This window comes from Bacillus sp. FCW2, assembly GCF_021228595.1.
In the GTDB taxonomy this organism is placed as follows: domain Bacteria; phylum Bacillota; class Bacilli; order Bacillales; family Bacillaceae; genus Bacillus; species Bacillus velezensis.
The window spans coordinates 2,304,131-2,325,244 of record NZ_CP089436.1; the positions used below are offsets into that span (position 1 = coordinate 2,304,131).

The following is a 21,114-nucleotide window of genomic DNA, read 5'->3' on the forward strand; positions in this document are numbered from 1 at the left end:
TGATTGAAGACGACGTCTTCCGCTCATTCGAATAACGGTTTCCCGTTCTTTGCTACTGAAGTTCACAAAGAAAGCTCAGGGAGGTAATTCACGTTTGTCTTTGTGCCGGCTTGCACCATCCGCCGGCTCTCTGAAACAGGGAGACAATCCGTTACTGATTCCCGTCATAGCTGCTATGTTATGAAATTGTCAGCGATTTTTTGCAGCAGGGCGGACAGCGTTTTTTGTTCCTGTTTATCCAGACAGGCCGTCAGTTCAATTTCCCCCTGATGAAAGTCGGGGTAAAGGTCTTCAATAACCTTTCTGCCCTCATCGGTAATACTGACGAATACAAGCCTGCGGTCTCTTTTGTTCGTTTGTCTGCTGCATAAGCCCTTCTTCTCCAAAGTGTTCAGGACATTGCTCGCCGTCGCCGCGGTAATTCCGGATAGAGCGGCTATCCTTCTTGTATCAAGCGTTTCCCATTCACAAAGGTCATACAGAATGGAAAACGCCGTCCATGATAATTTGTGTGCCGACAGCACCTCTTTCTCCATTTTTACACGGAGCTGCTGGGCGGACCGATAGAGTGCAGCGGCAATATAGGCCGCCTCTTTGTTTCGGCCGGATAGATCGGAAAAAGGCCTGTTCGGCTTCTTATTGTCTGATCCGGCATCGTTGCGATTCGTCAATGGCGTCTTGCTCCTTATTATTGTCAGAATCATTAGCTATGAAATGAATTTTAACAGAGAATGCAAAAGATATCAAATCGCAAACAGCACATTCCCGCAGAAAAAATGTGTAAGATCGAGGTTTACTTTTTAAAAAAAGGGAAAGACATTTGTACAACAAAAAGGGAGATGAATATCAGTGGGAAAGAATGAAACAATGCATATCGTATCATGTGCCGATGATCATTATGCTCGTCATTTGGGTGGGATGTTCGCTTCTTTATTGATGAATATGGATAAAACAAGGGATGCGAAATTATATGTGATCGACGGCGGAATTACTTCCGAAAACAAGGACAAGCTTGAACAGACCGCGATGTCATTCGGGACACCGCTTGAATTTTTAGAAGTAGACGCTGATCAATACAAGCATGCAGTCGAAAGCAGCCACATTACAAAAGCGGCTTATTACCGCATTTCCATCCCTGATTTAATTAAGGATGAGTCCGTAAAGCGGATGATTTACATTGATTGCGATGCAATTGTGATGGAAGATATTTCGGTTTTATGGGACTTGGATATTTCCCCGGCAATAGTTGCGGCGGTAGAAGACGCCGGACAGCATGAAAGACTGAAAAAAATGAATATCAGCGACACTGCCAAGTATTTTAATTCCGGCATTATGATTATAGATTTCGAACCTTGGAGAAGACAGAATATTTCCGAAAAGGTGATTGATTTTATCAACGAAAACAGCTCGGAGGATTTTCTCGTGTTTCATGATCAGGACGCGCTTAACGCGATCTTATATGATCAATGGCATGAACTGCATCCGCGCTGGAACGCGCAGACGCATATTATCATGAATGAGAAAACGCCTCCTGAACTGATCGACCGTATCCGTTACAGAGAAACACGTGCCGAACCGGCCATCGTCCATTTCTGCGGCAGCGACAAGCCTTGGAATACAGGCACCTCGCACCCGTATCGTGATCATTATTTCCGATATATGTCCTTTACGAAATGGAACACGATTGACCGCCCGGCCATGAACCAATAGGCAGGTGCGATGAAAACGCTTGTGAAGCCGCTATCCGGCTCACAAGCGTTTTTTTTTATTATTTCACCCGAATCGCACGCACGCGTTTTTGCAGGCTGGTCTTTTCGGCAGACGGCTTCAATCGGCTGACTGCCGTTTGCGCCGCTGATTGTGCTTTTTTCGTCTTGGTTTTTTCAGCCGCTTTTACTTTGTCTCTAGCCTGCTGCCGGTTGAGTTTATCTTTTATCCGGTCAAGCCGATTTTCCAGAGCGGTTTTTTCTTTTCCCGGCTGGATTTCGCTGACTGCTTTTTGGGCTTTTGCGGTGCTGGCCTCAGAGGTCTTTTTTTCCGCCTGCTTGACGCTGGCCTCAGCTGTTTTCAAAAGGCTTGAGTTGACAGCGTTAAGCCGCTTTTGCAGCCCTTTTTTCTCTGAACCGGCCGGTAATTTGCGGATGGCGCTTTGTGCGGCATTGACGGCGGTTTTTTTCTTTTGTTTTTCGGCAGTCCGGACTTTGTCTCTTGCGTCCGTCACATTTCTTGCCGTCTGGACTTTATTGATCCGCGCCTCAAGAGCGGTTTTTCCCTTTGACTTGGACAGCTTGCTGACTGCCGTTTTTGCTTGATTGATATCTGCCTGTTTTTTCGTCTTTTCCGCTTTTATTACGGCCCGTTCGGCGAAACTCTTTTGCTTTACGTGATATTGCACCAGGCCGTAGCCGAATCGGCTGTCACGTCCGGGAGCGCCCAGATCTTTGATGTTTTGCTGCATCTGCTGCCGGAGCTGTGTATTTGTTTCCTCGGGATATTTCTGCCTGAGCAGCGCGAACATGCCGGTGACGTGCGGCGCGGCTTGAGATGTGCCGTCAGCCGCGGCGTACATTTGATTCAGATACGTGCTCGTAATATTGGTGCCGGGTGCGGCAAATTCAATTTGTTTTCCGGTCGTGGAAAAAGCCGCGAGACCGTTTTTTTCAGTTGACGCTGAGACTGCCGTTACGCTGCTGTAGGCACCCGGATAATTGACGGGTTTTTTGTTGCCGTCGTTTCCTGCGGCGGCTACGATCACGATTCCTTTTTTGTATGCTTTGTCTACGGCGTCGTGAAGAATTTTGCTGTCTGCGTTAGTTCCGAGGCTCATATTGATGATGTCCATTTTGTTGGCGATCGACCAGTCGATCGCTTTAAGAAGGCTTTTAAGATCGCCTGCACCCTTTCTGTCTAATGCCTTAACCGCATATAACCGGACATCCGGCGCGATGCCGTCAATGCCGTATCCGTCATGTTTGGCCGCAATGATTCCGGCGACATGCGTCCCGTGTCCGTTGTCATCTTTGTATGAGGAAGTATAGCTGACTGCGGAATAGCCTCCGGCAATGGAAAGGTCATCATGAGGGTAAATGCCGCTGTCAATGACAGCCACTTTCACCTTTTTTCCCGTCAAGCCTTCTTTCCACGCCTGCTTGACCTGAGTCGGTTCTATATCCCATTGCGGCAGCGTGTAACTGCTGCTTTGGGCCGCTGTTAACGGGCGGATATCAAAACCGCCTGCTGCCTGAAAGGATACATTGTCTTCTACATATAAGATGTCAGGGTCCTGTTTCAGGTCTTTCACCGTTTGTGAATCGGCAGACACGGCGACTGCCGGGAGATGCTGATAGGTCTGTTCCACATCCGCTCCGCTGTCTATGGCGGATTCCTTGCCGTTTTGATTTTTGTACACCACGATAACGTCCCGGTCGTGCGTCTCGGCGTGCGCGGGCGCCGCGGCGGAGAACAGGCCGACGCACAAGGCCGCGGCCATTATCGGTTTCAGGATGTGATACATTGTGATTCCCCCTTTTTCTTTATATATCGGCAGTGCGGAATTCTTTTTTTCCTGAGGGATAAGGAAAATTTCTGTATGCAAATGTAAGCGTTTCCAAAATATGATGGAGAAAATGCTTTAAGACATCTGCGCAATGAACTCAAAAAGGGGGTTTTTGATAAATGAGTACGTTCAATCGGGTCATGGAAGAAAAAATCATGCCTGTCGCCGGAAAAGTCGCCGGCCAAAGGCACTTAAGAGCTTTGCGGGACGGCATTATTTTGACTATGCCGCTTATCATCATCGGATCGGTTTTTCTGATTCTGACGAGTCTTCCGATTCCCGGTTATGCCGATTTTATGGCTGGTCTTTTCGGTGAAAATTGGGTTGAAAAGCTCGGGTATCCCGTGAATGCGTCCTTTGACATTATGGCGCTTGTCGCCGCCTTTGGGATTGCCTACCGGCTTGCGGAAAGCTATGAGGTGGATGCCCTGTCGTCGGGAGCCATTGCCCTTGCCGCCTTTTTATTGGCGACGCCGTATCAGATTCCGTTTATTCCTGACGGCTCGGCAACAGAGATTATGGTGGGAGGCGGCATTCCGATTTCGCTGCTCGGAAGCAAAGGTCTGTTTGTCGCGATGATCATTGCAATGCTGTCTACGGAAGTGTACCGGTTTATCATACAAAGAAATATCGTTATTAAGATGCCTGACGGAGTGCCGCCTGCGGTCAGCAAATCGTTCGTTGCGCTCATCCCCGGTTTCATTATTATTACGCTTGTATGGCTGGCCCGTCTGTTTATTGAAATAACTCCTTTTAAAAGCCTCCACAATGTCGTAGGCGATCTGCTGGGCACCCCGCTGTCTATTCTGGGCGGGAGTCTCGGCGGAAGTCTTATCGCCGAATTCGTGCAAATGCTGCTTTGGTCGTGCGGCATACACGGCGCGTCCATTATCGGCGGCGTCATGTCGCCGATCTGGTACGGGGCGATGGACGCCAACCGTTTGGCTTTTCAGGCGGGAGAAGCGCTGCCGAGCATTTTTACGACACAGTTTTTTCAAATATGGATTAATGTCGGCGGAAGCGGAGCGACGCTTGCCCTTGTGCTGACCATGCTTGTGCGCTCCAGAAGCAAACAGATGAAACAGCTCGGCCGTCTCGGCATCGGGCCCGCGATTTTTAACATTAACGAACCGATTATTTTCGGGATGCCGCTCGTCATGAATCCGCTGTTAATCGTGCCCTTTATCATTGCGCCGCTCTTGACCATTACGGCGACGTACATCGGGATGAGCACGGGGATGGTGGCAAAACCGGCGGGAATCGCCGTGCCGTGGACGATGCCGCCGCTGATATCCGGTTATTTGGCGACGGGCGGGAAAATCTCCGGTTCGGTCATGCAGCTGATCAATCTCCTGATTACATTTATCATCTATTATCCGTTTTTCCGAATTTGGGATCTTCAAAAATGGAGAGAGGAACGGGCGGCGGAACAAAACGTCACAGAAGAAACATAAAAAAAACGGGCGCCTTCGCCCGTTTTTTTTAACGCTGGAAAAATTCGATCCATTCGCCGTCAGGTCCTTCAATGTAAAAGTAGCGGTACCCGTTCGGAAGCGTCGTGATTTCTTCATCGATAAATACGGCGCCCTGACGTTTCGCATGCGTGAACTCCGCCGCGATATCTTCAGTCAATAAAGCGACATGGTGAACTTTTCCTTCTGCGGGAAGCTCGCTGCTGTAGCCCTGGATCAGCTCAATTTCCGTCTCCGGCCCTTCTTGAAAGCCGAGAAAGGCAAGTTCAATAATGCCGTTCGTATGAGTGATACGATCCTTTAACGTCATACCGAGAACGTCTTGATAAAAGGCGATGGATGTTTCAATATCTTTGACCATAATGCCTGTATGGTCGATTCTTTTGGCTGTCATGGTTTTCCCCCTGTTTTGAATTTTTCGGGACAATGCGGTGTTGATCATGTTTTATGGTACGATAAGAGAAAGCAAAACGAAAGAGGAATGCACAATGAAGCTACTTACAGTGAAAGATACATTTGCCGGAAAGCTGAAAAAAGGATTCCCCCTGATTGAAAAAGACGCTCTGTCCGGAAGCTCGGCTCATTTAACAGAGGGCGATCTTTTTGATGTGACATCCGAGAAGGGTGAGTTTATCGGAAAAGGCTATTACGGTTTGCAGAATAAAGGAGTCGGCTGGGTGCTGTCCCGCGCGAGAGATGAACGGATCGACGGACGTTTCTTTCTGGACAAGCTGAAAAAAGCGGCTGAAGCAAGAGCCCATCTGTTTAAGGCGCCCGATACGACGGCGTTCCGGCTTTTCAACGGTGAGGGCGACGGCATCGGCGGCGTCACGATTGACTTTTATGACGGTTATCTGCTGATTCAATGGTACAGTAAAGGCATTTACGCTTATAAGGACAGCATGATGGAGGCGATTGACGGACTGGAGCTTTCTTATAAAGCGATCTATGAAAAGAAACGATTCGATACGGCCGGGCAATACGTGGAAGACGACGATTTTGTCAAAGGCGAAAGAGGAGATTTTCCGGTCATTGTTCAAGAAAACGGTATACGGTACGCGGTGGATTTAAACGACGGGGCGATGACGGGCATTTTCTTAGACCAGCGTCATGTGCGCAAAGCGATTCGGGATAAGTATGCAAGCGGCAGACGGGTGCTGAATACGTTCTCTTATACGGGGGCATTTTCCGTTGCGGCGGCGCTTGGCGGAGCTGAGAAAACGACCAGCGTCGATGTCGCCAACCGCAGTCTCGCAAAAACGATTGAACAGTTCAGCGCCAACGGAATTGATTATGAGGCGCATGACATTAAGGTCATGGATGTTTTCAAATACTTCGGCTATGCGGCAAAAAAAGGGCTGGAGTTTGACCTCATCATCCTTGATCCGCCTTCTTTCGCCCGCACAAAAAAACGGACGTTCAGCGCGGCGAAAGATTATAAAAACCTGCTGAAGGAAACGATCGCCATCACTGCAAAAAGCGGCATCATCATCGCTTCGACAAACAGCAGCGCCTTCAATATGAAGAAATTTAAAGGCTTTATAGAGACCGCCTTTAAAGAAACAAATGAGCGTTACGACATTTTGGAAGAATATACGCTTCCGGAAGATTTCAAAACGATTCCCGCGTTTAAAGAAGGGAATTATTTGAAGGTTGTTTTCTTGCGGAAAAAATAGGATGATCATTTATAGCGTGGAAAGAGGGGAAAAGAAAACCCTCTTCCATCGCTTTAATACGGGATAAAATAATCTTCATTCTTAAAGAAACAACCCGCTATTTCTTAGTATCTCATCTGTGCCAAGTAAAGTGGCCTCACTAATGCCCACATTGTTGGCTTTCATGAAGGATTGCACCGCTTGGTAGCCAACCGCATAACCGGCAAACGGTGATAAGCCGACAGGCTGATAACCTTGTTCGGCTGCAAAGGTGTCACCAAACATGTAACTGCTGACCTCAGCAAACCCTTTCACATTTAATGAGTCTTTGATGATTTCTTTTGAGTATTCTAAGTCTTCTTTTTCAAAAGAAGTAACCCAGGGACCTAACAGAGCTTCTCCGTAAAGTTCTTTGGCAAACGATTCTGCCAGCCCCTCTATAATTAAGTAATCCCCAACCGTTACGTTCCCATAATCCCAATTGAAATACGAAAAACGAATATTATGATGAAATTCATGTGCGATTACAGCAGGCAGTCTCGGTATGTTATATGAATTGGGGAATATTGAAACTTGAATAAATCCCGGAATTCCTCCGAATCCACAATACCCTCTATGTAACTCAAGCTTTTTTTGATTAGCCAGATACATCCCAAACCTTATTTCATCAGCATTTATTTTTAAGCGGTTTTGTTTGATAAATTCTACACAATGAGTTAAAGTGTCATATGCAATTTGAAGAGCTTGAATTTCTTTTAGATTCTCTAGTGCTTTTCTTCCGGTTTCCGTATCAAATATGCTCAGATAGCCCAGCATATTTGCAGCCATGATTACATCATATCCGTTAGGCTGCTTTGCCTTTAAGGGAACATTCATCTTTTTCCACATATCTTCAAAAGGTTTCATCATTGAATACCGATAATAATCTTCTCTATTTTCAATCATTGAAAATAACGTTTCGTATTGCCCAATTGTATCCTCGATAATGATTTTAATGGGTACCACCCTTTTTTTGGTTATCTATATAAATTGTAATGGCATCACTCATGAGCTTCGCCAACCCTTCACCATACCGGTCGATGTTCTTAGTGAAGCGTTTATCTTCAATATAGAGTTGACCTAATCCGTAAAAGGCATCAAAAGAATATTCACCAAAATTTTCATTGAGAAAATCAAACCACTCTTTGATAGCTGTTTGTACGTCTGGGGACTTGGGAGATTGGTTAATAAGGAGTGCAAATTTATTGAACATTGCAGTCCACTTATCAGATAAATCTTTTTGCTCACCATCAGTCATGTTTTTCAATCTAATATTTACCTTATCGACAGGTTGATCACCCCACCGTTTGCGAGCTTCTTGTTCATAAAGATTATGATTGAAGTTCATTCCCTCAAACCGCTCTTTGTTCGTCATGCAAATCTCTCCCATCATATGTTTGATTGATTTATCGATGGTTTCAATCATCTTATCGACTCTATTCCGTTTCTCAATCAACATTTTCTTTTGTAAAAGTAATGCCTCCCTCCGGTTAAATGAAGGACTATTAATGATTTCTTTAATCTCTTTTAAGGAGAAATCGAGCTCCTTGAAAAATAGTATCTGCTGCAGCTGTTCAAGATTCTCTTCAGAATAAAGCCGATAACCGGAATCGGTCGTTTCCTGAGGAGTCAATAATCCAATTTGATCGTAATGATGGAGAGTACGTATGCTTACTCCAATCAGTTCAGCTACCTCTTTTACTTTCATACCCATCACGTTTGCCGCCTCCTTAATGGCTACTCTAAAGTATTACGCAGCGTAAGAGTCAATAGTTGGATAAAGATTTTTTGTATATAAAGGGAGAACATATGAGGATTTCATTGCTGAAATTAAAGAAAAAAAGCCGGGCGTGAAGCTCCGGCTTTTTCTATTCAATAATGTGCTGGACCCGGCCGATTCGCCCGTCTTCAAGGCGGACCTTAATACCGCGCGGGTGGAAGCTTGAGTTCGTCAAAATATCCTTCACGATTCCTCTTGTCAGCTTTCCTGAACGCTGATCGGCTTTCAGGACGATATCGACTTCAAGTCCTTTTCTGATGCTGCTTCGCTGCTGGCCGTTCATATGACACATCCGTTCTTCAGTCTTTTCACTTCATATCTTATCATATCGTGTTTTCGTCTTTTTATGAAGGACAGACAAATCAATCCTTCATAGCAAATAAAAAAAGACCGCTCTGTAAGGAGCAGTCTTTTATGACATAAACGAAAGCAAAATCGGGGCCGCGCACAGTGTCATAATCGCGGCGAGAATCATGGACACGCTTGAGATCGTTCCTGATACGGAGCTGAGCTCAAATGCTTTAGATGTTCCCGCTCCGTGCGCGCTGGTTCCGAGCAGCACGCCCCGGGCAATTTCGTTATCAATGCGGAAATAGCGGATGACCATCGGCCCGATGATCGTTCCCAATAAAGCCGTTAAAATGACGAAAACCGCTGTAACGGCCGGCATCCCGCCGATCATTTCTGAAACGTTCATGGCAATCGGCGTCGTCACGGATCGCGGCACGAGACTGTCGACTAAGCTGCTGCCGAGATGGAACCATTTGGCGATAAAGGCCGTTGACAGAATGGCGATACATGAACCGACCGCTACGTTCAAAATAATTTCCACGGCGTATTTCTTTAAAATCGGGAAATATTTATAAAGCGGGATGGCGAACGCCACTGTTGCCGGCTGAAGCATATCGGTCAGCAGTCCGCCGCCGAGATTGTATGTCTGATACGGGACATTGACAAGAAGCAGCAGTACGACCAAAACAGCGGGCGTAATCAGAAGCGGCGACGTATACACCCGCGGAAAACGAGTGTAGAGTTTTTTCGCGCCCAAATATACTAAGACAGTTAAGAATAAACTTATGATTCCGATGAACACGTTTGTTTTTTCTCCTTTCTTTTTGCTATCAGCTGTGTAAGCGTACCTGTTGAAACCATCACGACAAATGTGCTGATGACGACGACAAGTAAAATGCTTACGCCGAATTTAGACATAATATCTCCGTATTCAATCACTCCGACGGCAGACGGGATGAAAAACAGCAGCAGCTCACCGAGGAGCCATGCTGCGCCAAGCTCAATCCATTCAAGTTTGATAATCTTGAAATGCAATAATGTGAAAAGAATCACAATCCCGATTATACTGCCGGGAATATTTATATGAAGAGCCGCCGTGACCCAATTGATCAGACGCGCAAATATAAACAGCAGAGCGATTTGAATAACGGTAAGCAGCAATTTTTTCATAATGATGCCTCCCTTATATTTATATTGTACAGAAGGTTTTGCTATAGGTAAAATACATATAAAGAATAATGTGTATTCCTTTTGTCTATAGAAAGGATGAAATGTAATGGATATCCGGCACTTAACGTATTTCTTGGAAGTGGCCCGTTTGAAAAGCTTTACGAAGGCTTCACAGTCGCTGTATGTTTCACAGCCGACAATCTCAAAAATGATTAAAAACCTGGAGACGGAGCTCGGTATTAAGCTGTTTTACCGCAATGGCCGGCAAGTTGAACTGACTGACGCCGGGCAGAGCATGTATGTGCAGGCGCAGGAAATCACAAAGTCATTCCAAAACCTGACGTCAGAGCTGAACGATATTATGGAAGTGAAGAAAGGGCACGTCCGCATCGGTCTTCCGCCGATGATCGGGTCCGGCTTTTTCCCGAGAGTGCTCGGTGACTTCCGCGTCACATATCCCGATGTGACGTTTCAGCTTGTTGAGGACGGCTCTATTAAAGTGCAGCAAGGGGTGGAGGACGGCTCGCTTGATATCGGGGTCGTCGTGCTTCCCGCGAATGAAGAAATTTTTCATACGTTCACAATCGTCAAGGAAACCCTTATGCTCGTCGTCCATCCGTCACATCGGCTCGCTGACGAGAAAGAATGCAGTCTTCACGAATTGAAAGAAGAGCCGTTCATATTTTTCAGGGAGGATTTTGTCCTTCATAATCGAATTATGACGGAATGCCTGAAAGCCGGATTCAGGCCGCACGTCATTTATGAAACGTCACAGTGGGACTTTATCAGCGAAATGGTATCGGCCAATCTCGGTATCGGCCTTTTGCCGGAAAGAATCTGCCGCGGTCTTGATCCTGACAAAGTCAGAACCATTCCGCTCGTTCATCCGGTCATTCCGTGGCATTTAGCCATCATTTGGCGGAAAGACCGCTATATGTCCTTTGCCGCCAGAGCCTGGCTGGAGCATACGAAATCGTATTTATGGAATCCGAAAAAGAGAAAAAAGGATGATTAAGCATGGACGCACAAACCGCAGCTCAACACTTGAGTAAAGTGCGGGATCAAAACCCGCTCGTTCACAGTATCACCAATAATGTCGTCACGAACTTCACCGCTAACGGACTGCTCGCGCTCGGCGCATCGCCCGTTATGGCTTATGCAATTGAGGAGGCCGCCGACATGGCGAAAATCGCAGGAGCGCTCGTCCTGAATATAGGCACCCTCAGTTCGGCGTCGGTTGAAGCTATGATCGCAGCCGGAAAATCGGCCAACGAAAACGGTGTTCCGGTCATTTTTGATCCGGTAGGCGCCGGCGCCACGCCGTTTCGGACGGCATCAGCCCGCAAGATCATACAGGAGGTCCGCTTGTCCGTCATTCGCGGAAATGCCGCGGAAATCGCCAATATTGCCGGCGCCCCTGATTGGAAGATAAAAGGCGTGGATGCGGGGGAAGCCGGAGGAGATGTGGTTCAGCTCGCTAAGACGGCTGCAAGCGGGATGAAGACGGTCATTGCGATTACCGGAAAAACCGACGTCATCTCCGACGGCACCGACACATATGCCGTACATAACGGTGATAAACTGCTGACGAAGGTGACAGGGGCGGGATGCCTGCTGACGTCTGTAATCGGAGCCTTCTGCGCAGCGGGGCAGGACGTTCTGCAAGCGGCCGTTTCAGCCGTATCTGTATACGGAAGCGCCGCTCAGCTTGCCGCTCTGGACACCTCCCATAAGGGGCCGGGCAGCTTCCAGATTGAGCTTTTAAACAAGCTGGCAAGCATCTCCGAACAAGAAGCGGCCGAGCTTGCTGCAATTGAAAGGGTGACAGAAAAATGACGCGTATTTCTCGGGAAATGATGAAGGATATGTTATCGGTTTATTTTATTATGGGATCAAACAATACAAGCGCAGACCCCGTTTCCGTGGTGAAAAAAGCCATTGAGGGCGGCGCTACGCTTTTTCAATTTCGGGAAAAGGGGAGCGGTTCTTTAACAGGGGATGAACGTGTCCTGTTCGCGAAGCAGGTGCAGGATGTCTGCAGGCAGGCCGGGATTCCTTTCATCATTAATGATGATGTCGAATTGGCCTTGCGCCTTGAGGCGGACGGAGTGCATATCGGACAGGATGACGCAGACGCCGAAGAAACGAGAGCGGCAATCGGCGATATGATTCTCGGTGTGTCAGCACATAACGTCTCCGAGGTGAAGCGGGCGGAAGAAGCCGGAGCCGATTACGTCGGAATGGGCCCGGTCTATCCGACCGAAACAAAAAAAGATGCTGAAGCTGTGCAGGGCGTTACATTGATTGAAGAGGTGCGGCGTCAGGGCATCACCATTCCGATTGTAGGAATCGGCGGCATTACGGCTGACAACGCGGCGCCCGTCATTGAAGCGGGTGCAGACGGCGTCAGCATGATCAGCGCCATCAGCCAAGCCGAAGATCCAAAAGCGGCGGCGCGCAAGTTTTCAGAGGAAATTCAGCACTCCAAAGCAGGGCTGTCCCGATAGGGCGGCCCTTTTTCTGTGTGCGCAAAAAGGCAGTGACGGACTTGGAGAATATAAGCCGTATGTCAAGAACAGGGCAATCAGCTTGCAATATCGACCGAAGCGTTTGACGGCTCTATCGCTTCTCTTAAAGTGACGCCTGAACCAATCACCGTCGGCGCCGAAGGCTCGAAAGCCCTCTATAAAACAGTGAAAAGCGCGCAGTGAGAGATCGTTTCGAGGTCACGGAAAAACTTAATGCGGAATTCAGTGAATTTGAAGTTTTGATGTCGAAATACAAAACGTGCGATCAATCGTATACGTCCTGTGATACATTAAGTACAGATCAAATCAGAGAGATAAGCACAAAGCTGACGGCCCTTTCTGAAACCATGTCGAAGATTGCCGATGTGCTTTAAAAGGAGTTAAGACACAGCATGAGCGATGAACATAACAAGGAAAAACAGATCCACAGACGGGATGTCCTGAAGTGGGGCGCCGTCGCGGGCGCCGCCGTTGCTGTCGGAGCGAGCGGCCTCGGAGGACTCGCGCCGCTCTTCAAACCGGCGGCCACCGCTTCAAAGAAGAGTGAAGGAAAAAGTGATCGTGATCAAATCGTTCCTTTTTACGGAAAGCACCAAGCAGGAATCACAACGGTGCATCAGACGTATGTGTATTTTGCGGCGCTTGATGTCATGTCAAGCGACAAAGCCGATGTCATCTCCCTTTTCAAACATTGGACAAGCCTGACGCAGCTGCTGACTTCAGGCGCCGTCCCGTCGGGCGAACAGAAAAATAAATATATGCCTCCGCAGGATACCGGGGAGTCGCAGGATCTGGCACCGGCGAATTTGACCGTTACCTTCGGCTTCGGCCCCGGGTTTTTCGAGAAAGACGGGAAAGACCGCTTCGGACTGAAGGATAAAAAACCGAAGCACCTCGCCGATATTCCGCCGATGCCTAACGACAAGCTCGATAAGGAACAAGGCGGCGGTGATATCGTCATACAGGTCTGCGCGGATAATGAACAAACGGCGTTTCACGCGGTGCGCAACCTGATCAAACAGGCATCGGGGGTGTGCGAAGTCCGCTTTCTCAATAAAGGTTTCTTAAGCGGCGGGAAAAACGGAGAAACACCGCGCAACCTCTTCGGATTCAAAGACGGCACCGGCAACCAAAGCACGAAGGATGAAAACCTGATGAATTCGATCGTTTGGGTTCAATCAGGGGAGCCGGACTGGATGACGGGCGGCACGTACATGGCGTTTAGGAAAATTAAGATGTTTTTAGATATATGGGACCGTTCATCCTTGAAGGAACAAGAGGACACGTTCGGGCGGGTGAAAAGCTCGGGCGCGCCTTTCGGACAAAAAAAGGAAACCGATCCCGTGAAGCTGAATCAAATTCCCGCCGACTCGCATGTCAGCGTGGCAAAATCAACCGGCAGACAGATTCTGCGCCGGGCATTTTCCTATACGGACGGAATTGATCCGAAGACGGGCTATGTTGACGCAGGCCTGCTGTTTATCTGCTTTCAAAAAGACCCGGACCGCCAATTTGTCCCGATGCTGAAGGCTTTGGCGGCAAAGGATGCGCTGAATGAATACACACAAACGATCGGCTCTTCCTTATTCGCCTGTCCCGGCGGCTGTAAAAAAGGAGAATATATCGCCCAAAGGCTGCTGGAATCGTGACACCTTCCATATGGAGGGTGTTTTTAAAAAAACACTTGTAACTATATGTGTTACAGCTTAAAATGAATAGGAAAGGAGACTTACAATGACACTGCAGATTAAAGTATATTCTGATTATGTATGTCCGTTTTGCTTTGTCGGCAAAGCGGCGTTTGAAGAAGCAATCAAGGACAAGGACGTACAGGTGGAATGGATGCCGTTTGAATTGCGTCCGAGCCCCTCGCCGAAACTTGATCCGGTGAATGCTCCCGCCAAGCGGCAGATGTGGAAAAACTCCATTGAGCCGATGGCGCAGTCGTTAGGCGTTGACATCACGTTCCCCCGCGTGTCACCGCATCCTTACACGGATTTGGCATTTGAAGGCTTTCATTTCGCAAAGGAACATGGGAAAGGAAGCGAATACCATACACGCGTTTTTCAGGCGTTCTTTCAGGAAGAACAAAATATCGGTGACGTTGGCGTGCTGACAAAGCTTGCGGAAGAAGCGGGACTTGACGGTGCTGCCTTCAAAGAGGCGCTTGAGACAAGAGCGTACAGACACGTACAGCAGGAAGCGCTCCGCCATGCTTATGAGGAAGCCGGCATTACGGCAGTGCCGACGTTTATCATCGGCGATGAGAGAATCCCTGGCGCGGCGGGAAAGGAAACCTTTGAACAAATCATTGAGCGGGAACTGAATAAACGTTAACCCGTAAAAAGCCCTCTCGATCAGCGAGAGGGCTTTGCCATATAGTGTTTGACAAATGTTTGTCTGTCCGCTTCATATGCCGCGACGTCAAATGAGTCGCCGCAAAAATGAAGGCACCAAGGGTCTTTTTGGCAGGCGACGCCGACTTGATAGCCGTGTTTTTGAAATTCAAGCGACTGTGATGTGTCATAAAAATGAAAGCCGCGAAACAAATCCTCCCGCCACTCCACGTCATATTGAGCCGCCATTAACAAGCCGTCAATGGCGTCAGCGGGCGTAAACAGGCCGTCTTCATCACCGTGCTCAAAGTCCAGCGGATGATAAGCATTCCCCCGGTATTCAATCACTTTTCCCATCCGCTCTCCGCTTTCCCACCAAATGCCGTTCGGCGGCAGGGTTTTGCAGCCGGCGACACCGAGAAGGCCGAGCTCCTGATGAGATTGAAAGATATGAAGCATGTCATGAAGGAAATGCTGATGAATGATAAAGGTATCCTGATGCAGATAAATTTTATATTTGGAGGGGTGTTTCAGCGCTTTGTTGTAGGACGAGGCCATGCTTGCTGAATCGTATATCGGCATGATATCAACGGAGTATGAAGGGGGGACGGTAAGCTGCATGATATGGCTTTTGCACCGGGAGTACAGCGACTCGTCATTCACACAGACGACAAACAGAAATGAATGTGAATCCATTACATGCTCCTCTCGGCCTCAATCACATATTGATAGGCCGATGCTTCTGTCATAAAGTCATGCCTTATGCCAAGCTGTACGCATACTTCGTGCAATGATGCGATGGCTTTGTGATAAGTGGGGTGATCAACGCGGATCGCCTCAATGCGTTTCACCTCATAACCGGCGGCTTTAAATAATGAAAGCATCTCTTCCCGGGTAAAAAAACGCAGGTGGGTCTGATCCATTAATCCGGCGTCACTGTAAGTCCATTTGCCGGCTAAAAGCTCCAGCACCACTGAGATGTGGCCGACATTCGGTATGCATGCAAGCACCGTGCCGTCTTTTTTTACATAAGGACGAAGCTTTTTCAGCACTGACCAGGGGTCGACAAGATGCTCAAGAACGTCCCCGAACAGCATGCAGTCGAATTGCTCTGATTCGTACGGAAGAATGGCGGATTCAATGTCGCCGCAAAGCACGTGGCTCAATTTGCTTTCCGCCTTTTTTGCGGCTTCGGGATACGCTTCAATGCCGTAAACCGTTATTCCGCGGTCTTCGATCGCCGCTCCTAAATTGCCTGTGCCGCAGCCGACATCAAGCACTGTCCGCCAGTTTTCGTCTATTTTGTTCAATAAATAAGGATTCAGGCCTTCGTAGTAGTTCTGTTGTTTTTCATCATAATAGGGATTCGTATCCATCTGTGTATCACCTCATAAATGGGCATATACACAAGATATGCAGCGGGGGGATCTCATATCACCATGTTTGGCTGTTCAATTGCGGAATGCGGACGGGAATGGTTGTCCGGTATACGGTTTGTTCTCTGATTCCCCTCTTATTGCGGATGTTCCTTTGAAAACTCGGGTGCGGGCGGACTGTGGCAGGTCATATAGTAAAAGGATCCGCCTGTAAATCTTACCGCTGGCGGATGGTGTTTTTCATTGGTGTTTTTTTCTTCACCGCTTTTTCAGTATTTAAGAAGCGCCTCACATCGTCAATGTGCAAACCCATGATTCTAGCCTCTTGAATTAACAATTGCCAATCTTGATCTATATCTTTCATTACATGAGTTTTCATAAGAACCTCCAATTGAAAAATTGATTTGCCCAGCTACAGCAGCCAATGTATAACAAATATCACACATAGTTGGCCGGTAATCCCAAATTGAAGATGAATTCACCTACCTATTCCCTAAGAAAATGACTGAAATAACCAAAATCCTTCAAGAATTCTTACATATAATAATAAACAAATAAATACTGACTGGATAGTATGCAAATAAAAATAAATCATATGACCTATTAACATTTACCCTCAAAGCGTCGACTAGCATATTCTTTTTGCATAAAAAATACCGCAAAAGAATGATTCGGTGTAAGATAAAGTGAATGATCAAACAGCTGGGGTAAAAAATGAAAAAAAACAAATTTCAAATTAAGAGAGAAGAAACATTTGAAAGTTTTATTGACGCAGGCCTTCATCTCCTGATTGAAAGAGCTTACGATTCAGTCTCAATCGATGACATCAGTAAAGCGGCGGGTTTCAGCAAAGGCGCGTTTTACGTTCATTTTGAAAGCAAGGAAGATTTTCTGAAGCATTTATTAGACAGGCGTCAGATTAAAAAAAGGATCATCACCGGCTATCTCGACGAATTAGAAAAGCAAACCGCGCGGCCGTTGACGCTTTGTGAAGCTGCGGCAAGCGCGGCCAGCCTGTTGATGCGGTTTGTAAACAGCAAGCCTGCCTGGAATGTTGTGTCTTTTGCCGTTCATATGCCTACTTACAAAGTCGTCAGTGAATATGAAGCTTATATCCGTCTTTATAAGTTATGGATAGAAGAAAGCACCATGTACATAAATTGGCTCAAATCGAGAAATTTAATAGAAGACCATATAGATACCGAGCATACCGCTAAAATGATGTGCGCGCTCATCGACGGGATGATTAAGCAATCCAATGTGCTGGGAAGGCCGGTTACTTTCCGCAGCATGTTTGACGCGCTTTATGTTTTTGTCAGCGGCAGAAAATCAGGGTAACGTTCTTCTTGATTTGACAAAAGGTTTAGAAAAGTCTTTCAGAAAGCGAGGAACTGCCATGCGTTACAGAGAAATTATGATGTATATCATTATGGGGATATTCACGACCATCGTGAATATCGTCAGTTTTTACATTCTGACGTCGGCATTTGAGATGGATTATAAGGCGGCGACTGTCGCTGCTTGGGTTCTGTCCGTTCTATTTGCATATGTCACGAATAAACTGTATGTATTTCAGCAAAAGACCGCGGGGATGCGGAGTCTGATGAAAGAATTGACGGCCTTTTTCAGCGTGCGGGTATTGTCTCTCGCCATCGATCTCGCCATGATGATTCTTCTGGTCAGTCAATTTCATATGAACGAAACGCTGGCGAAAATCGCCGATAACGTCATTATCGTAGTCGTCAACTATGCGGCCAGCAAGTGGATTGTCTTCAGAAAAGCGAAAGAAGAGGGCGTGTCATAACGGTTTCTTTCCGCGCCCCGGGGGAAAGTGTAATGGTGAAAGGGGATGCGTATGAAGCACAAAATAAAGAAAGCGTTTGCTGATGTATTCGGGGAATCGGAGGACCTGCGCATTTTCTTTGCGCCCGGCAGAGTGAATCTCATCGGAGAGCATACGGATTATAACGGGGGCCACGTCTTTCCGTGCGCGCTGACAATCGGTACATATGCAGCTGTCCGGGAGAGAGGGGACAGGCTCGTCAGAATGTACTCTCATAATTTTAAAGAAGCGGGCATAAAGGAATGCAGTCTCGATGATATCCGCTATCAAAAAGAGGACGGGTGGGCCAATTATCCGAAAGGGGTCATGGCGGAATGTCTCGGCAGCGGTTTTTCCCTTCCGCACGGCTTCGATATTGTGTTCTGGGGAAACATCCCGAACGGCGCGGGGCTGTCATCTTCGGCTTCGATTGAACTTGTCACGGCGGTCATTCTCAAGGAATGCCATGAGCTTGAGGGGCGGATATGCTCGACTTGGTGAAGCTCGCTCAGACGGCGGAAAATTCCTTTATCGGCGTCAGCTGCGGAATAATGGATCAATTCGCCATCGGAATGGGAAAGAAACATCATGCGATTCCGCTGAATTGCGGGACGCTCAGTTTTGAATATACAAAACTCGGGCTGTCGGGGCTGTCGATCGTTATTGCAAATACCAATAAAAAACGAACGCTTGCAGACTCAGGCTATAATACGAGGCTCAAGGAGTGCGGGGAAGCGCTTTGTGATCTTCAGAAGCATCTTTCCGTTCAATCACTGGGAGAACTGACCCCTTCCGCTTTTGACGCCCATGCGGAGCTGATTCAGAATGAAGTGAACAGACGCCGGGCAAAACACGCCGTCTATGAAAATCACCGCACAATAGAGGCCGCCGACATGTTCAGTAACAATCAGCTTCATCATATCGGTGAATTAATGAGGGATTCGCATCTCTCTTTACGCGATGACTGCGAGGTGACGAGTCATGAGCTGGATACACTGGCTGAAGCGGCCTGGCGCCACGGCGGGGTGATCGGATCAAGGATGACGGGAGCCGGTTTCGGCGGCTGTACAGTCAGTATCGTCAAGGACGATGCGGTTTCGGATTTTATTGAAACGGCAGGGGCCCGCTATGAGGAAAAGACAGGGAGAAAAGCTGACTTTTACACGGCGGATGTCGGAGCCGGAGCGAGAGAACTAAAGGGGGATGACGATGGCAATTGAGCGGCACGTGGAACGTTTAATCCAGTACGGATTGCAAAAAGAGCTGATTTCCTATCTTGATATTGAATATACAAGAAACCGTTTATATGAAGCTTTGCATATCACCCATCCGGAGGTTTCAGAACAGAAAGAAAATGAATCGGCGGCATCATTGCCGGACATATTGTCCCCGATTTATGAATGGGCGGCAGAAACGGGCCGGATTGCAGCCGATACAGACACCTATCGCGACCTGCTGAGCGCGAAGATCATGGGCTGCTTTGCCCCGCAGCCGTCCGAGATTGTCCGTCGTTTTGAAGAAACAAAGGCGGTGCACGGGCCGGAGCAGGCGACAAAGACGTTTTACCGATTTTCAGAGGATATGTATTATATCCGTTCGGACAGAATACAGCGGAATGTCGGGTGGACGGCTGAGACGGCTTACGGAAAGCTGGACATCACGATCAACCTTTCAAAACCGGAAAAAGATCCGAAAGCAATTGCCGCTGCCAAAGAGCAGCCTCAATCCGATTATCCGAGATGTGTTCTTTGTAAAGAAAATGTCGGGTACGAGGGGAGACCCGATCACCCGGCGCGTCAAAACCTTCGTGTCATTCCGGTAATTCTCGGCGATGAGCAGTGGTTTCTGCAATTTTCTCCGTATGTGTATTACCGGGAGCATTGCATCGTTTTGAAAGACCGGCACGAACCGATGAAGATCAGCAAAAAAACGTTTGACCGGCTGCTGTCATTCGTCAGCCAGTATCCTCATTATTTTCTCGGTTCCAATGCTGACCTGCCGATTGTCGGCGGCAGTATTTTAAGCCACGACCATTTTCAGGGGGGCAATTATGAATTCCCGATGGCGCGGGCGGAGACAGAAAGGCGGTACAGGCTGCCTGACTATCCGAAAACGATGTTGGGAATTGTGAAGTGGCCGATGTCGGTCATCCGCCTGCAAAGCGGGAGCGCGTCTGAGCTTTCCGGCGCGGCGGATGCCATCCTGCGGGCGTGGCGCGGTTATTCCGATGAGGCGGCTGATCTCCTCGCCTTTTCAGGAGAAACACCGCACAATACAATTACGCCGATTGCCCGGCGGAGAAACGGTTTATTCGAATTAGATCTCGTCCTCAGAAATAACCGCACCTCTGATGAGCATCCGCTGGGAATTTTTCATCCCCATCAGGAAGTTCATCACCTGAAAAAAGAAAATATCGGACTGATTGAGGTAATGGGGCTTGCGATTCTGCCGGGCCGCCTTGAACAAGAAATGAAATACACGGCTGAAGCGCTGTGCTCACCGGACCCGGAAGCGGTCTTAACGGCAGGCCCTTCTGCGGCAAAGCATAAAGATTGGGCGCTCAGTGTGCTGCATAAGCGGAAGATAACGAAAGAAAACGCGGAACAGATTCTGAAAGAGGAAATCGGCCATGCCTTTGCGCGGATACTGGAGCATGCCGGCGTCTTTAAACAGACAGAAGAAGGCAGAGCGGCTTTCCGGCGGTTTATCCGCCATTTGGGCGCTCTACCGGAAAAAAGCCTCATCCCATAAGGGACGAGGCTTTTTTTTATCCTCTGCTTCTGGCGATCAGGCTGAATAAGAATACCACGATCGCAGCTCCGATGATTGCCGGAATGATGGCAAAGCCGGCAAGGTGAGGACCCCATGTGCCGAGCAGTCCGTGCCCGATCCATGCGCCGATCAGACCGGCGATCATTGACCCGATGATTCCTCCGGGCATACTGCCTTTTACAAATAAACTTCCGATCCAGCCGATAATAATAGCGACAATCAGAGATACGATAAAACTCATAAATATCACTTCCTATTTTTTATTATTTATGCCTATATGTTTCCTTCGTTTTGTCCATATTAAACATATGAATGCG

Annotated in this window: 23 protein-coding genes, 2 pseudogenes and 1 other annotated feature (1 of these 26 running past the window's edge); of the genes and pseudogenes, 13 read left to right on the forward strand and 12 right to left on the reverse strand. The window is 47.8% G+C overall.

Translation table 11 applies throughout. The features are described 5' to 3' along the window. Positions 1 to 177, reverse strand: a binding site (T-box leader) (it extends 35 nt beyond the left edge of the window). Continuing rightward, positions 174 to 671, reverse strand: a complete 498-nt coding sequence (locus tag K3G25_RS11650) for a MarR family winged helix-turn-helix transcriptional regulator (RefSeq protein WP_014419207.1) — start codon at positions 669 to 671, stop codon at positions 174 to 176. Its footprint overlaps the feature before it by 4 nt. 178 nt (positions 672 to 849) lie before the next feature. Between K3G25_RS11650 and K3G25_RS11655 the strand changes: the two genes are divergently transcribed. After that, positions 850 to 1,710 carry a glycosyltransferase family 8 protein gene (locus K3G25_RS11655; protein WP_038461681.1) on the forward strand — a complete coding sequence of 287 codons (861 nt, stop codon included), beginning with the start codon at positions 850 to 852 and terminating at the stop codon, positions 1,708 to 1,710. Positions 1,711 to 1,768: 58 nt separating this feature from the next. Here the strand turns inward: K3G25_RS11655 and K3G25_RS11660 are convergent, their stop codons facing one another. Then, positions 1,769 to 3,514: a S8 family peptidase gene (locus K3G25_RS11660; RefSeq protein WP_269770600.1), complete on the reverse strand. Its 1,746-nt coding sequence runs from the start codon at positions 3,512 to 3,514 to the stop codon at positions 1,769 to 1,771. Positions 3,515 to 3,675: 161 nt separating this feature from the next. On the opposite strand from K3G25_RS11660, the gene celB reads away from it, so the two are divergent. Further along, positions 3,676 to 5,010, forward strand: coding sequence for a PTS cellobiose transporter subunit IIC (gene celB, locus K3G25_RS11665; protein WP_007407728.1), 1,335 nt, complete (start codon positions 3,676 to 3,678; stop codon positions 5,008 to 5,010). Positions 5,011 to 5,038: 28 nt separating this feature from the next. Here the strand turns inward: celB and K3G25_RS11670 are convergent, their stop codons facing one another. Next, positions 5,039 to 5,422 carry a glyoxalase GlxA gene (locus K3G25_RS11670; RefSeq protein WP_014419203.1) on the reverse strand — a complete coding sequence of 128 codons (384 nt, stop codon included), beginning with the start codon at positions 5,420 to 5,422 and terminating at the stop codon, positions 5,039 to 5,041. A gap of 94 nt (positions 5,423 to 5,516) precedes the next feature. Between K3G25_RS11670 and K3G25_RS11675 the strand changes: the two genes are divergently transcribed. Further along, entirely contained in the window at positions 5,517 to 6,704 is a 1,188-nt protein-coding gene (locus K3G25_RS11675) for a class I SAM-dependent rRNA methyltransferase (protein ID WP_232489317.1), read from the forward strand. An 81-nt stretch (positions 6,705 to 6,785) separates the two neighbouring features. On the opposite strand, the gene K3G25_RS11680 is transcribed toward K3G25_RS11675, so the two are convergent. The 5 genes from K3G25_RS11680 to K3G25_RS11700 all read right to left on the reverse strand — a co-directional run bounded on the left by K3G25_RS11680 (position 6,786) and on the right by K3G25_RS11700 (position 9,963). Continuing rightward, positions 6,786 to 7,688, reverse strand: coding sequence for a DUF2268 domain-containing putative Zn-dependent protease (locus K3G25_RS11680; protein ID WP_088056382.1), 903 nt, complete (start codon positions 7,686 to 7,688; stop codon positions 6,786 to 6,788). Beyond that, the gene (locus K3G25_RS11685) at positions 7,675 to 8,436 is read right to left on the reverse strand and encodes a MerR family transcriptional regulator (protein WP_029972922.1); all 762 of its coding nucleotides are present in this window, start codon (positions 8,434 to 8,436) and stop codon (positions 7,675 to 7,677) included. The genes K3G25_RS11680 and K3G25_RS11685 overlap by 14 nt, the downstream gene beginning before the upstream one ends. Positions 8,437 to 8,590: 154 nt before the next feature. Continuing rightward, on the reverse strand, positions 8,591 to 8,785 hold the full coding sequence (locus tag K3G25_RS11690; RefSeq protein WP_003150901.1) for a YwbE family protein: 195 nt from the start codon (positions 8,783 to 8,785) through the stop codon (positions 8,591 to 8,593). Between the two features lie 129 nt (positions 8,786 to 8,914). After that, on the reverse strand, positions 8,915 to 9,595 hold the full coding sequence (locus tag K3G25_RS11695; protein ID WP_007407726.1) for a CidB/LrgB family autolysis modulator: 681 nt from the start codon (positions 9,593 to 9,595) through the stop codon (positions 8,915 to 8,917). Further along, complete coding sequence (locus K3G25_RS11700; protein WP_007407725.1) at positions 9,577 to 9,963, reverse strand: CidA/LrgA family holin-like protein; 387 nt, start codon at positions 9,961 to 9,963, stop codon at positions 9,577 to 9,579. Before K3G25_RS11700 ends, K3G25_RS11695 begins: the two co-directional genes overlap by 19 nt. A 106-nt stretch (positions 9,964 to 10,069) precedes the next feature. Between K3G25_RS11700 and cidR the strand changes: the two genes are divergently transcribed. The 6 genes and pseudogenes from cidR to K3G25_RS11730 all read left to right on the forward strand — a co-directional run bounded on the left by cidR (position 10,070) and on the right by K3G25_RS11730 (position 14,828). Beyond that, positions 10,070 to 10,978, forward strand: coding sequence for a cidABC operon transcriptional activator CidR (cidR, locus tag K3G25_RS11705; protein WP_232489318.1), 909 nt, complete (start codon positions 10,070 to 10,072; stop codon positions 10,976 to 10,978). 2 nt (positions 10,979 to 10,980) lie between these two features. Further along, positions 10,981 to 11,799 (forward strand): hydroxyethylthiazole kinase, encoded by an 819-nt coding sequence (thiM, locus tag K3G25_RS11710; RefSeq protein ID WP_232489319.1) that lies wholly within the window; start codon positions 10,981 to 10,983, stop codon positions 11,797 to 11,799. Continuing rightward, entirely contained in the window at positions 11,796 to 12,470 is a 675-nt protein-coding gene (thiE, locus tag K3G25_RS11715) for a thiamine phosphate synthase (RefSeq protein ID WP_021494737.1), read from the forward strand. The genes thiM and thiE overlap by 4 nt, the downstream gene beginning before the upstream one ends. A gap of 75 nt (positions 12,471 to 12,545) precedes the next feature. After that, positions 12,546 to 12,865: pseudogene (locus tag K3G25_RS20805) on the forward strand (Efem/EfeO family lipoprotein); the annotation flags it as partial. Between the two features lie 18 nt (positions 12,866 to 12,883). Further along, on the forward strand, positions 12,884 to 14,140 hold the full coding sequence (gene efeB / locus K3G25_RS11725) for an iron uptake transporter deferrochelatase/peroxidase subunit (protein WP_022553960.1): 1,257 nt from the start codon (positions 12,884 to 12,886) through the stop codon (positions 14,138 to 14,140). A gap of 85 nt (positions 14,141 to 14,225) precedes the next feature. Continuing rightward, on the forward strand, positions 14,226 to 14,828 hold the full coding sequence (locus tag K3G25_RS11730; protein WP_232489320.1) for a DsbA family oxidoreductase: 603 nt from the start codon (positions 14,226 to 14,228) through the stop codon (positions 14,826 to 14,828). 20 nt (positions 14,829 to 14,848) lie between these two features. On the opposite strand, the gene K3G25_RS11735 is transcribed toward K3G25_RS11730, so the two are convergent. The 3 genes from K3G25_RS11735 to K3G25_RS11745 form a co-directional block, all read right to left on the reverse strand. Next, the gene (locus K3G25_RS11735) at positions 14,849 to 15,523 is read right to left on the reverse strand and encodes a glycosyltransferase family protein (protein ID WP_014419193.1); all 675 of its coding nucleotides are present in this window, start codon (positions 15,521 to 15,523) and stop codon (positions 14,849 to 14,851) included. Further along, on the reverse strand, positions 15,523 to 16,203 hold the full coding sequence (locus K3G25_RS11740; protein ID WP_014419192.1) for a class I SAM-dependent methyltransferase: 681 nt from the start codon (positions 16,201 to 16,203) through the stop codon (positions 15,523 to 15,525). Before K3G25_RS11740 ends, K3G25_RS11735 begins: the two co-directional genes overlap by 1 nt. A gap of 217 nt (positions 16,204 to 16,420) precedes the next feature. Next, on the reverse strand, positions 16,421 to 16,582 hold the full coding sequence (locus K3G25_RS11745) for an anti-repressor SinI family protein (RefSeq protein WP_003150917.1): 162 nt from the start codon (positions 16,580 to 16,582) through the stop codon (positions 16,421 to 16,423). Positions 16,583 to 16,917: 335 nt separating this feature from the next. Between K3G25_RS11745 and K3G25_RS11750 the strand changes: the two genes are divergently transcribed. The 4 genes and pseudogenes from K3G25_RS11750 to galT all read left to right on the forward strand — a co-directional run bounded on the left by K3G25_RS11750 (position 16,918) and on the right by galT (position 20,776). Further along, the gene (locus K3G25_RS11750) at positions 16,918 to 17,541 is read left to right on the forward strand and encodes a TetR/AcrR family transcriptional regulator (protein ID WP_014419191.1); all 624 of its coding nucleotides are present in this window, start codon (positions 16,918 to 16,920) and stop codon (positions 17,539 to 17,541) included. A gap of 79 nt (positions 17,542 to 17,620) precedes the next feature. Then, positions 17,621 to 18,007, forward strand: coding sequence for a GtrA family protein (locus tag K3G25_RS11755; RefSeq protein WP_025649414.1), 387 nt, complete (start codon positions 17,621 to 17,623; stop codon positions 18,005 to 18,007). A 51-nt stretch (positions 18,008 to 18,058) separates the two neighbouring features. Then, a pseudogene (locus tag K3G25_RS11760) lies at positions 18,059 to 19,245 on the forward strand (galactokinase). After that, complete coding sequence (gene galT, locus K3G25_RS11765; protein ID WP_100262084.1) at positions 19,235 to 20,776, forward strand: UDP-glucose--hexose-1-phosphate uridylyltransferase; 1,542 nt, start codon at positions 19,235 to 19,237, stop codon at positions 20,774 to 20,776. Before K3G25_RS11760 ends, galT begins: the two are co-directional and overlap by 11 nt. 16 nt (positions 20,777 to 20,792) lie before the next feature. Here the strand turns inward: galT and K3G25_RS11770 are convergent, their stop codons facing one another. Next, positions 20,793 to 21,038, reverse strand: a complete 246-nt coding sequence (locus tag K3G25_RS11770) for a GlsB/YeaQ/YmgE family stress response membrane protein (protein ID WP_014419187.1) — start codon at positions 21,036 to 21,038, stop codon at positions 20,793 to 20,795. Positions 21,039 to 21,114 lie beyond the last annotated feature (76 nt).